General features: G+C 71.8%; 9 protein-coding genes and 1 tRNA gene. 7 read left to right on the plus strand and 3 right to left on the minus strand.

Annotated elements, in window-relative coordinates; genetic code table 11:
* Positions 1-46 precede the first annotated feature (46 nt).
* Positions 47-607: an NUDIX hydrolase gene (locus ABZ371_RS20875; protein WP_358681737.1), complete on the minus strand. Its 561-nt coding sequence runs from the start codon at positions 605-607 to the stop codon at positions 47-49.
* The gene (locus tag ABZ371_RS20880) at positions 604-2,091 is read right to left on the minus strand and encodes a zinc-dependent metalloprotease (RefSeq protein WP_358681740.1); all 1,488 of its coding nucleotides are present in this window, start codon (positions 2,089-2,091) and stop codon (positions 604-606) included. Before ABZ371_RS20880 ends, ABZ371_RS20875 begins: the two co-directional genes overlap by 4 nt.
* Positions 2,092-2,282: 191 nt before the next feature.
* Between ABZ371_RS20880 and ABZ371_RS20885 the strand changes: the two genes are divergently transcribed.
* The 4 genes from ABZ371_RS20885 (at position 2,283) to ABZ371_RS20900 (ending at position 5,587) form a co-directional block, all read left to right on the plus strand.
* The gene (locus ABZ371_RS20885) at positions 2,283-3,425 is read left to right on the plus strand and encodes an SDR family oxidoreductase (RefSeq protein WP_358681742.1); all 1,143 of its coding nucleotides are present in this window, start codon (positions 2,283-2,285) and stop codon (positions 3,423-3,425) included.
* Between the two features lie 104 nt (positions 3,426-3,529).
* A complete protein-coding gene (locus ABZ371_RS20890; RefSeq protein ID WP_358681745.1) occupies positions 3,530-3,991 on the plus strand; it encodes a molybdenum cofactor biosynthesis protein MoaE in 462 nt (153 codons plus the stop codon).
* A gap of 126 nt (positions 3,992-4,117) precedes the next feature.
* Positions 4,118-4,288, plus strand: a complete 171-nt coding sequence (locus tag ABZ371_RS20895) for a hypothetical protein (protein WP_358681748.1) — start codon at positions 4,118-4,120, stop codon at positions 4,286-4,288.
* Between the two features lie 210 nt (positions 4,289-4,498).
* Positions 4,499-5,587 carry a PDZ domain-containing protein gene (locus ABZ371_RS20900; RefSeq protein WP_358681751.1) on the plus strand — a complete coding sequence of 363 codons (1,089 nt, stop codon included), beginning with the start codon at positions 4,499-4,501 and terminating at the stop codon, positions 5,585-5,587.
* 42 nt (positions 5,588-5,629) lie between these two features.
* Here the strand turns inward: ABZ371_RS20900 and ABZ371_RS20905 are convergent, their stop codons facing one another.
* On the minus strand, positions 5,630-6,199 hold the full coding sequence (locus tag ABZ371_RS20905; RefSeq protein WP_358681754.1) for a PPA1309 family protein: 570 nt from the start codon (positions 6,197-6,199) through the stop codon (positions 5,630-5,632).
* 127 nt (positions 6,200-6,326) lie between these two features.
* On the opposite strand from ABZ371_RS20905, the gene ABZ371_RS20910 reads away from it, so the two are divergent.
* From ABZ371_RS20910 to ABZ371_RS20920, 3 genes are all read left to right on the plus strand, one after another.
* Entirely contained in the window at positions 6,327-9,278 is a 2,952-nt protein-coding gene (locus tag ABZ371_RS20910; RefSeq protein WP_358681760.1) for a UPF0182 family protein, read from the plus strand.
* A gap of 42 nt (positions 9,279-9,320) precedes the next feature.
* Positions 9,321-9,394: transfer RNA gene (locus ABZ371_RS20915), tRNA-Met, on the plus strand.
* 214 nt (positions 9,395-9,608) lie between these two features.
* Entirely contained in the window at positions 9,609-11,705 is a 2,097-nt protein-coding gene (locus ABZ371_RS20920) for a tetratricopeptide repeat protein (RefSeq protein WP_358681757.1), read from the plus strand.
* Positions 11,706-11,781: the final 76 nt, after the last annotated feature.

Raw genomic sequence — 11,781 nt, forward strand, 5'->3', positions numbered from 1 at the left:
CCCCCCCCCCCGCGCCCCCCCCCCCTCCCCCGTCCCGGGACGACCCTCAGCGGCCCGCTGCCAGCCGGGCCCGGGTCCCTTCGACCAGCCGCACGACGGAGGTGTCGGCCACGTCGGCCACCTCGTCGTAGGTGAACCAGCGCAGGTCGAGGGACTCGTCGCTGATCCGCTCCGCCGCCCCGGCCGGGGCGGCGGCCGCGTACTGGACGTCGAGATGCCAGTGGCAGGGAGCCGGGATGGGGTGCCGGTCCAGCCGGACCGGGCCACCGGGCAGCAGGCTGAGCCCGGTGATGCCGGACTCCTCCGTGGCCTCCCGCAGGGCCGCGGCCTCCAGGGTGGCGTCCTGGGGCTCGCAGTGCCCGCCCATCTGGAGCCACATCCGCAGCTTCCTGTGCAGCGTCAGCAGGACCCTGCCCCGCTCCGGGTCGACCACCAGGGCACTGGCGGTCAGGTGCCCCGCCTCGCACGCCTTCCACATGCCGTCCGGATGCGCGGCCAGGTGGTCCAGGTAGGTCCGCCTCAGCTCGTCCTGCTCCCCGCCGGGCACCCGGCCGGTGTCCTCGCCGCGTTGCCTCAGTACGAGGACGGCGTCGTCGTGCAGGCTCACCGGTCGCCGTCGTCCTTGCCGTCGCGGTGCCCGGTGCCGTCGTCGCCGGCACCGTCCTCGCCATCGGCCCGCTCGCCGCCCTCGGTCCGCTCCTCGCCGGCGGACCGCTGGGGGTGGCTCCTGCCCTCCGCAGCCTCGCCGAGCATCTTGTCCAGCTCGGAGAAGTCGAGCTGCTCGTGGTGGACGAATCCGTCCGGGTCGTCCAGATCCTGGGCCGTCGGCAGCATGTCCGGGTGCTCCCACAGCCCGTCACGGCCGTCCACGCCCCGGGCGTCCGTGAGCGAGGCCCACAGCCGCGAGGCGTCCCGCAGCCGGCGCGGACGCAGCTGGAGGCCGATGAGCGTGGCGAAGGTCTGCTCCGCGGGCCCACCGGACGCCCGGCGCCTGCGCATCGTCTCGCGCAGGGCGTCCGCCGACGTGAGCCGGGACGCCGCCGCCTCGTGCACCACCGCGTCGACCCAGCCCTCCACGAGCGCGAGGGCCGTCTCCAGGCGGGCCAGCGACGCCTTCTGCTCGGGGGTGTCCTCCGGCTGGAACATGCCCTGTTGCAGTGCCTCCTGCAGCTGCTCGGGCTGGGCGGGGTCGAACTGGCCGACCACGTCCTCCAGCTTGCTGGTGTCGACCTTGATGCCACGCGCGTACGCCTCGACGGCACCGAACAGGTGGGAGCGCAGCCACGGCACGTGCGCGAAGAGGCGCTGGTGGGCGGCCTCGCGCAGCGCGAGGTAGAGCCGCACCTCGTCCTGCGGCACGCTCAGGTCCTTGCCGAACCGCTCGATGTTCTGCGGCAGCAGCGCCGCCTTGCCCGCCGGTCCCAGCGGCAGACCGATGTCCGTCGAGCCGACGACCTCGCCGGCGAGCGTGCCGACGGCCTGCCCGATCTGCTGGCCGAACATCGCGCCGCCCATCGACCGCATCATGCCGATCAGCGGGCCGGCCATGGCCTGCATCTCCTCGGGCAGGACGTCGCCCATGGCGAGTCCGACCCGCTCGGCCACCGGGTCCACCAGCTGCTGCCAGGCGGGAAGCGTCGCCTCGACCCACTCGGCACGGCTCCACGCCACCGAGGAGACCGAGCCGGAGGGCAGTGACGTCACGCCGTCCAGCCACAGGTCGGCCAGCCGCAGCGCCTCGTCGGCCGCGGACCGCTCCGACGGGCCGACGCTCGTGTCCTTGCTGCCGTCCGGGGTGCCCTGCGACACCGTCTGGCGGGCGATCTGCTTCGCCATGTCCCAGTTGACCGGGCCGCCCTCGTAGCTCAGCATCTGGCCGAGCTGCTGGAAGGCAGCTCCGAGGTCGTTCGGGTTCATCGAGCCGAACATGGCCGCGAAGGGGTTGTCCCCGCCCGCGCCGGGCCCGAAGCCGAACGGGTTCGCCGGCCCGCCCGAGCCCTGCCCACCTCCGGTGGGGTCCTTCTTCTTGCCTTCGTCGCCGTCTTCCGGCTCCTCCGGCGGAAGGCCGAATCCGAATGGGGTGTCACTCACGGGTTTCCTCGGCTCGTAGGGCCGCCGGCTCGAACCGACGGCGACTGCCCGACATCACCATCCAGCGTAGACACCAAAGCTCCTCAGGGCCCTCAGTGCTCCGCCGGCTCCCGGCCTGCGGCAGGATGGAAGCCACCTGGTACGTACGCGTCATTCGGGTACGTACTGAAGACAACCGCTGGAGACGCCCGGTGAGTTCCCCAGATCCACAGGTTCGCGCAGCGCGAAACCTGGCCGACCCCTCGACCGAAGGCAAGCCGACGAAAAATCTCCCGAGAGGCCGGGGCCCCGTCGTCGCGGTCACAGGCGCCGCGACCGGCGTGGGCGAGCTGCTCACCGCGCGCCTCGCCGCCTCCGACGAGATCAAGCAGGTCATCGCCATCGACGAGCGGCGGGGGGAGGTCTCGGAGGCGACGTGGCACGTCCTGGACGTGCGTGACCCCGCCATCGCGGAGAAGCTGCGCGGGGCGGACGTCGTCGTGCACCTCGCCCTCGACCTGGACCTGGAGACCGACCCGGCCGCCCGGACCGCGTACAACGTGCGCGGCACGCAGACGGTGCTGACCGCGGCCGCTGCCGTGGGCGTGCACCGGGTCGTCCTGTGCACCTCGGCGATGGTCTACGGCGCGCTGCCGGACAACGACCTGCCGCTCTCCGAGGACGCCGAACTGCGTGCCACGGCGGAGGCCACCGGCGTCGGCGACCTGCTGGAGATCGAACGCCTGGGCCGCCGCGCCCCGCGCGCGCACCCCGGTCTCAACGTCACGGTCGTACGCCCAGCCGTCCTCGTCGGCGGTACGGACACGGCACTGACCCGGTACTTCGAGTCGCCGAGGCTCCTCGTGGTCGCCGGGTCACGCCCGGCCTGGCAGTTCTGCCACGTCGACGACCTGGTGAGCGCGCTGGAGTACGCCGCGCTCGAGAAGATCGACGGGGAGTTCGCGGTCGGCTGCGACGGCTGGCTCGAACAGGAGGAGGTCGAGGCGCTCTCCGGCGTGCGGCGGATGGAGCTGCCGTCCGCCGTCGCCCTCGGCGCCGCGGCCCGGCTGCACCGGATCGGCCTGACGCCGTCCCCGGCGGGTGACCTGGCCTACACGATGCACCCCTGGGTGGTCAGCGTGAGCCGGCTCCACGACGCCGGATGGCGGCCCCGCTGGTCCAACGAGGACGTCCTGGCGGCGCTCCTCGAAGAGGTGGAGGGGCGCCACACACTCGCCGGACGCCGTCTCGGACGCAAGGACGCCACCGCCGCGGGCGCCGCCGGGGCGACGGTCGCCCTGCTCGGCACGGCGGCGCTGGTCAGGCGTGCCCGCAAGGCGCGCCGCCGCTTCTGACCGGGCCCGGCGCCGTCGTACTGGAGAAGGCTCCAAGCCGGCCGGCCCCGCGCCGGTCGAACACGCAGTTCCGCCACGCCGGTGCGGTACGGCACGATGGTCCCATGGCACGCACCCACGACCACCCAGGTGAGCAGGCGGCACAGGACCCCATCCGGCTGCTGGAGATCCGCGAGACGCCGCTGTCCGTCGACGAGGTCTTCCGCGCGGTCGGGGACGACGCCGCCGGCGGCACCGCGCTCTTCGTCGGCACGGTCCGCGATCACGACCAGGGACAGGACGTCGGCGCGCTCGGGTACTCCTGCCACCCGACTGCCCCCGACGAGCTGCGCAGAGTGGCGGAGAAGGTGGTCGCGGAGTTCCCCGTCAGGGCGCTGGCCGCGGTCCACCGGGTGGGTGACCTGGCCGTCGGCGATCTGGCGGTGGTCGTGGCCGTCTCGTGCGCCCATCGGGGTGAGGCCTTCGAGTCCTGCCGCAAGCTGATCGACGACCTCAAGCACGAGGTCCCGATCTGGAAGCACCAGCGTTTCTCGGACGGCACGGAGGAATGGGTCGGCGCCTGCTGATCGCAAACCGCCCGGGGGGTCATCAGCCCCGATTTGCGTAACGGCACCCCTGCCACGAGCGTTGGTCCCGCAGGTGGTTAACCTTCTGATCGTCAAGGCGGTCGGTCATGGGGCAAGGAGGTCGTGATGGCAGCACTCGCTTGGCTTCTGATACCGCTCGTCGCCGCGCTCGGCGCGGCGATATGGGGTGGGTGGGCGGCCCGTAACCGCACGGCCGGCGACGTCACCGAACTCGCCGGCTACGCCCGGTTCCGCGAGGCGATGGAGAAGTCGCACACCGGTTCCGAAACCGTCTGAGGTCCCCACGGCCGACCGCGGTCCCCGGCCGGGCCGAGGTCCCTGACCGGCCGAGCGGCGCCCGCCGCAGGCGGCCGCCGATCCCGCACCGCGTGCCCCCACACGGGGCCCTGCCCGAGGCAGCCGCCGGCCGTCCCGCAGCCGTGGCGCCCCGCCCGTACGGACCGGCCCCGACGGTGCACCGACAGGCCCTTCCCGTACTGTCGTTCCATGCCACGCCGCACCGCGACGATGCTCGCCTCGACCCTCATCCTGATCGCGCTGCTCTGCGCAGGCGTGCTGATTCCCGTCCCGTACGCGGAGATGTCTCCCGGCCCGACGGTGAACACGCTGGGTGACGCCCGTGGCGAACCGGTGCTGCAGATCACCGGTCACAAGACCTATCCGACGTCCGGTCACCTCAACATGACGACGGTCCGGGTGACCGGCGCGGACTACGACATGAACATCGTCGAGGCCGTCTACGGCTGGCTGGCCCACGACAGCGTGATCGTGCCGCACGACACGCTGTACCCGGACGGCAAGACGGAGGAGCAGTCGACGCAGGAGAACGCCGAGGAGTTCAGCCAGTCCCAGGAGAGCGCGAAGGTCGCCGCCCTGAAGGAGCTGAAGATCCCCGTGACGTCCCGCGTCATCGTCTCCACGGTCGTCAAGGACAGCGCCGCACAGGGCAAGCTGCACGCCGGCGACGTGATCGAGGCCGTGGACGGCAAGGCGGTCGCCGAGCCCGAGGACGTCGCGAAGCTCGTCACACGGCACCGGCCCGGGCAGGAGGTCGTCTTCCGCATCGTCCCCGCCAAGGCGGCGGCCGCCGCGGAGAAGGCGGGCAAGGAGCCGCAGGGCGGCCGGGAGATCACCCTCACCACCCGCAAGGCACCGGGGGAGGACAGGGCGATCGTGGGCATCCAGGCCGGCACGGACCACACGTTCCCGTTCGACATCGACATCAAGCTGGCCGACGTCGGTGGCCCGAGCGCGGGGCTGATGTTCTCACTGGGCATCATCGACAAGCTGACGCCCGGCAAGCTGACCGGTGGGGCGTTCGTCGCCGGCACCGGCACCATCGACGACGCCGGCGTGGTCGGTCCCATCGGCGGCATCAACATGAAGCTGGTCGGCGCACGGAACGCGGGCGCCCGCTACTTCCTCACGCCCGACGACAACTGCGCGGCCGCCGCCTCGGACACCCCGGGCGGTCTCACGCTGATCCGGGTCAGGACGCTCGACGACGCCAAGAAGTCCCTGGACAGGATCCGCGCCGGGGACACGGCCGGCCTGCCGAGCTGCTCGGCGAGCTGAGGCCGGGTCCCCGGGCGGAACCGGAGGGCCGAAACGGGGAGGTCAGGACTCGAAGGTGGCCGCGAGTGCCTCGGCCAGGCCCGGCACCAGACCCGCTCCGGTCAGGACCTCGGTCGGGGAGTCCTTCTCCCGCAGCCGTACCGCCGAGTCCCGGGACCCGTCCCGCAGCACCGCCACCGTCATCCGGACCTCCTGCCGGTCCGGGTGCTCGGCGACCCACGCGGTGAGCTGGGTGTCGCTCAGGCCCTCCGGTACGGAGGCCTCGGCCGAGGGCGGCAGCATCAGCCGCTCGACGGTCATGGCGCAGCCGGCCACGGCGTCGGGCCAGGCGATCGTGGCGAGGAACTCGTCCAGCGCGGTACCGGCGGGGAGCTCCTCCTGCTCGACGGGGGTGAGGGTCGCGGTCGCCGACGACGTGTCGTCGAGACCCAGCTGGGCGGCGAGGCCCGGTTCCTGGGCGCGCAGCCGCGCGGTGTCGACGAGGGCGAACAGCCGGGCGGGCTGGTCCCAGCCGAGACCTGCGGCGTAGGCGTCGATTTCGAGGACGGCGACGGTCAGTGGACTCGCCGCCATCGGGGGGCCTGAGGGAGAAACGTTGGGCATGCCCGACATCCTGCCTCCTTCCGCCCCGGGAACGGGAACTAGGTAAAGCCTCAGTAAGTTGCATAGGTGGGCTCTACGATCGCTGGGCCTGCTTCACACGACCGCGAACTTCGAGGTGCGCACGTTGGCTTTCCAGATGCCGGACCGCGGCGGAGGCCCGACAGGGCCACGGATCAGAGTCGGCCGCCCGTCCCGGCGCGTCCGTACCCTGCTCATGACATTGGGGGTCCTGGCGGTTCTCGCCATGGCCTTCGTCATGTTCGCCGGGTTCTGGACGGACTGGCTCTGGTACAGGTCGGTCGCGTATTCGTCCGTCTTCACGACCACTCTGTGGACCAAGATCGGGTTGTTCCTCGTCTTCGGACTGCTGATGGCTCTCGCCATCGGTGTGAACGTCTGGCTCGCGCACCGGCTCCGGCCGCCGCTCAGCGCGATGTCGATGGAGCAGCAGAGCCTGGACCGCTACCGGATGAGCGTCGCCCCCTACAAGAAGTGGGTGCTGCTCGCCGTCACCGCGCTCGTCGGGCTGATCGCCGGGGCCTCCGCCTCGGGCCAGTGGCGTACGTGGCTCATGTACGTCAACGGCGTGCCGTTCGGTCAGAAGGACCCCCAGTTCAAGCTGGACGTGGCCTTCTACGCCTTCGACCTGCCGTGGTACCGCTTCCTGCTCGGCTTCGGCTTCGCCGCGGCGGTGCTGTCGCTGATCGCCGCGGCGTTGACCCACTACCTGTACGGCGGGCTGCGGATCACCAGTCCCGGCGCGCGGGCCACCGGCGCCGCGACCGGCCACCTGTCCGTGCTGCTGGGCATCTTCGTCTCGCTCAAGGCGGTGGCCTACTGGCTCGACCGGTACGGCCTGGCCGTGAAGTCCAGTGACTTCAAGGCCACCGACAACTGGACGGGCCTGCGGTACGTCGACGCCAACGCCTACCTTCCGGCGAAGACGATCCTGTTCTGCATCGCCGCGATCTGCGCCGTCCTGTTCTTCGCGACGCTCTGGCGGCGCACCTGGCAGCTGCCGGTGATCGGCTTCGGCCTGATGGTGCTGTCGGCGATCCTGATCGGCGGGCTCTATCCGGCGATCGTGCAGAAGTTCCAGGTGCAGCCCAACGAGCAGGCCAAGGAAGCGCCGTTCATCCGGAAGAACATCGACGCCACGCGCGACGCCTACGACATCGACGACGCCGAGGTCGAGGACTACTCGGGCAAGAGCACGACCACGGACGAGGCCAGACTCCGGTCCGACGCGAACTCCGCGGCCGGCTACCGCGTGATGGACCCCAACGTCGTCTCCCCGGCCTTCCAGCAGCTCCAGCAGAAGAGGAACTACTACCAGTTCCCCCAGACGCTGGACGTCGACCGCTACAAGGGCGAGGACGGCAAGGAGCAGGACACCGTCATCGGCCTGCGGGAGCTGAACCTCGACGGCCTCCCCAAGCGGAACTGGATCAACGACCACTTCACCTACACCCACGGCTACGGAGCGATCGCGGCCCGGGGCACCACGACGGGCACCAACCCGGCGGGCTCCCCGGACTTCACCGAGTCGGGCCTGCCGACGACGGGTGAGCTGCCGAAGTACGAGCAGCGCATCTACTACGGCGAGAAGACCCAGCAGTACTCCATCGTCGGAGGGCCCCAGAAGGAGCTCGACTACGAGGAGGACGGCGAGAAGACCACCAGTTACAAGGGCGACAGCGGCGTCAGCCTCTCCAACGCCTTCAACCGCGCGGCCTACGCCGTGTCGTTCAGCGAGCCGCAGATACTGTATTCGGGAGCCATCGGCGAGGGTTCGCGGATCCTGTACAACCGCACCCCCAAGGAGCGCGTGGAGGCGGTGGCGCCCTGGCTCACGATCGACGGTGACGCCTATCCGGCGGTCGTGGGCGGCCGGATCCAATGGGTCGTCGACGCCTACACCACGACGAACGGCTACCCGTACGCCTCGCGGACGACGCTCGGTGACACCACGGCCGACTCGCTGACCACCAATCAGCGGGCCGTCGTGGCCCAGCAGAACCAGGTCAACTACATCCGCAACTCGGTGAAGGCCACCGTCGACGCGTACGACGGCAAGGTCAAGCTGTACGAGTGGGACACCGAGGACCCGGTCCTCAAGACCTGGCGCAAGGCGTTCCCCGGGACGGTGAAGGCGCGCAAGGACATCCCCCAGGACCTGATGGACCACCTGCGCTACCCGCAGGACCTGTTCAAGGTCCAGCGGGAGCTGCTCACGCGCTATCACGTCGAGAACCCCGCGCAGTTCTACAGCGGCAGCGACGCCTGGCAGGTGCCGGACGACCCCACCAACAAGGAGCCCGGGGCTGTCCCGCCGTACTACCTGAGCATGAAGATGCCCGGCCAGGACGAGCAGAAGTTCTCTCTGACCACGACGTTCACACCGAAGGGGCGGCCCGACCTGGGGGCGTTCATGGCGGTGGACGCGGACGCGGCCGGCAAGGACTACGGCACGATAAGACTGCTGAGGGTCACCACGACGGTGAAGGGTCCGGGCCAGGTCCAGAGCGAGCTCAACGGCAACGACGACGTCGCCGAATTCGTGAGGAACCTCAAGGGCACCGACTCGGACATCGAGTACGGCAATCTGCTGACGGTGCCGCTCGACGGCGGTTTCCTCTACATCGAACCGGTGTACACGCGCGGTGGCACGCAGAACTACCCGCTGCTGCGCAAGGTCGCGGCGTCGTACGGATCGAAGATCGTCTTCGAGAACAGTCTCGGGGAGGCGCTGAACGCGGTCTTCGGGGTGGAGGAGTCCGACACGACCACTCCGCCCACGGAGCCGACCGAGCCACCGGGTGACACCACGCAGCCACCCGCCACCGGGGACGCCGCGCTGAAGAAGGCCATCGCGGACGCCCAGAAGGCGTACGCCGACGGCCAGGCGGCCCTGAAGAAGGACGACTGGACCGGTTACGGCAAGGCGCAGGAAGCCCTCCAGGACGCACTGGAGCGGGCGGCCGCCGCCCAGCCCGGATCCGGAAGCGGTGGCGGCGCGTCGGATGCGCCCGACGCGGCGGATTCCGCCGGCGCGTCCGGTGACAAGGGCGACGACCAGGGCAGCTGAACAGGGTCCGCCCCGCGTCGTGGTAGTGTGTGAACACAACGACGCGGGGTGGAGCAGCTCGGTAGCTCGCTGGGCTCATAACCCAGAGGTCGCAGGTTCAAATCCTGTCCCCGCTACTGAACGACTGAGGCCCGGATCCTTCCAAGGATCCGGGCCTTCGTCATGCCGGGCCGGGTTTTTTCAAGTTGTCCGGGTGAAGTGCGGTTCGGGGGGCATCAGTTGGAGCTGGACGTGTTTGACTTGTCTCCCTGTGGGCATGTCGACAAAACGCTGTAGTGACCTCACTGGCCGCGGAATTCCAGATGTGCGCGGGTTGGGGGTGGTGCGACGATGGTATTTATGGGGGACAGGGCAACTCTGTTGGAGACAGGGCGGTTTGTGCAGCGACGCGGCCGAGCGACAGAAAACGTGGCAGATGCGGTGTTCGCCGCTGCCGTCGCCGGGAGCGCCGATGTCGCTGACGACGCCGACGCCGATCTCACGTCGTACGCCACGGGCACGGCTCTCACCAGGGGCGCCACCACCGCGACCGGCTCCACCGAGGCCGGACGCCCGGCGGGCGCGGCGGACCCCGGCGAGGAGGCCACGGACACCGCGGACACCGCCGACCACGCCGACGAGGACGAGGCACGTCACCGTCGTGCCGCGGAGGCCGGCGACACCGCGTCCATGAGCGTCCTCGGCGCACTGCTGCTCCGCCGCGGCGATCTGGACGGCGCCGAGACCTACCTGCGCGCCGCGACCGCCGAGGGAGACCGAGCCGCCGCCAACAACCTGGGCGTCCTCCTGCACCAGCGGGGGTACGCGGACGAGGCGGCGGGGTGGTGGCGCATCGCGGCGGTCGCCGGTTCGGCCGCCGCGGCACACGCGCTCGGACGCCACTTCCGCGAGCGGGGGGACGAGCCCGGCGCCGAGTACTGGCTGCGCCAGTCCGCGGAGCAGGGCCACGCGCTCGGCGCGTACGCCCTCGCCGACCTGCTGGAACACCGCGGTGACGTCGGTGCCGAGCGCTGGCTGCGCGCCGCCGCCGAGCAGGGGCACCGCGAGGCCGCCTACCGGCTCGCCCGCTCCCTCGAGCGCACGTCCGCCGACGACGCGCACGACGCCTTCGGCCGCGGGCGCGGACGGGGGCGGGAGACCGGGACGCACGCGCGGTTCGCCCTGGACGGCGACACGGCGGGGAGGCCCGGCAAGCCCGTCGCGGGTGCCGCGGCGGGACGGATCCGCGAGGCGGAGCAGTGGTACAGGCAGGCCGCCGCACGGGGACACCGCCGTGCGGCCCTGCACCTCGGAGCCATCCTCGAACAGCGCGGCGAGCTCAAGGAGGCGGGCCGCTGGTACCTCACCGCGGCCAAGGACGGTGAGGCGCGCGCGGCGTGCGCCCTCGGCTTCCTGCTGCGGGACGCGGGTGACGAGGAGAGTGCCGCCGTGTGGTGGCTGCGCGCCGCCCAGGAGGGCGACGGCAACGCCGCCAACGCCCTGGGCGCGCTCCACGCGGCGAGGGGGGAGCAGCAGACGGCCGAGCGCTGGTACCGCGCCGCCATGGACGCAGGCGACGTCAACGGCGCGTACAACCTCGGACTCCTCTGCGCGGCCCAGGACCGGGTCGCCCAGGCCGAGCAGTGGTACCGCAGGGCCGCGTACGCCGGGCACCGGGAGGCGGCGAACGCCCTCGCCGTCCTGCTCCTCCAGGCGGGGGACGCGACCGGCGCCGAGCCCTGGTTCTCCAAGGCGGCCGAGGCGGGCAGCGTGGACGCCGCCTTCAACCTCGGCATCCTGCACGCCGGACGCGACGAGGACCGTACGGCGCTTGGCTGGTACCAGCGGGCGGCGGCGGCCGGCCACACCGACGCGGCGCTCCAGGTCGGCATGGCGCTGCTGCGCGACGGTGAGGAGCAGGAGGCCGAGCGCCACCTCCGCTGCGCCGCGGGCGGCGGCAGCGCCGAGGCGGCCTTCCGCCTGGCCGGGGTCCTCGACCTGCGCCAGCCGCCCCCAGGGCCGCCGGCCCTGGGGGAACCTACGCCGGAGAAGACCGAGTGCGAGGAATGGTACGAGCGGGCCGCCGAGCAGGGCCACCGCCGGGCGCAGGTCCGGGCCGGCATGCTCGCCGCCGCGCGCGGTGACATGCCGAGCGCGGCACGCTGGTACCGCGAGGCCGCGGAGTCGGGCAGCCGCAACGGCGCGTTCAACCTGGGCCTGCTGCTCGCCCGTGAGGGCAGCGAGCGGGAGGCCGCCCTGTGGTGGAGCCGGGCCGCCAACGACGGGCACGGCCGCGCGGCGCTGCGCCTGGCGCTGCTGGCCGCTCGCCGGGGCGAGCTCACCGAGGGGCAGCGTTGGTGTGCCCGGGCGGTCGAGCTCGGTCCCGCCGAAGTGACGGAGCGGGCCGCGCGGCTGCTGGAAGCGCTGCACCAGGAACTCACCGCGTGAGGCCGCCGGTCTCCCCGCGCGCCGCCGGGGGGCAGGGCGCGGGGTGTCCGGCGGGGCGCGGTGCCGGGGGCGGGCG

Origin of the sequence: Streptomyces sp. NPDC005899, assembly GCF_040629645.1 — a bacterium.
GTDB lineage: Bacteria > Actinomycetota > Actinomycetes > Streptomycetales > Streptomycetaceae > Streptomyces.

Excerpts from the sequence above, each read along its gene's own strand:
- ABZ371_RS20890 (WP_358681745.1), top strand. The coding sequence starts at position 3,530 with ATGGCACGCACCCACGACCACCCAGGTGAGCAGGCGGCACAGGACCCC.
- ABZ371_RS20895 (WP_358681748.1), top strand. The coding sequence starts at position 4,118 with ATGGCAGCACTCGCTTGGCTTCTGATACCGCTCGTCGCCGCGCTCGGC.
- ABZ371_RS20900 (WP_358681751.1), top strand. The coding sequence starts at position 4,499 with ATGCCACGCCGCACCGCGACGATGCTCGCCTCGACCCTCATCCTGATC.
- ABZ371_RS20905 (WP_358681754.1), bottom strand. The coding sequence starts at position 6,199 with ATGTCGGGCATGCCCAACGTTTCTCCCTCAGGCCCCCCGATGGCGGCG.
- ABZ371_RS20910 (WP_358681760.1), top strand. The coding sequence starts at position 6,327 with ATGCCGGACCGCGGCGGAGGCCCGACAGGGCCACGGATCAGAGTCGGC.
- ABZ371_RS20920 (WP_358681757.1), top strand. The coding sequence starts at position 9,609 with ATGGTATTTATGGGGGACAGGGCAACTCTGTTGGAGACAGGGCGGTTT.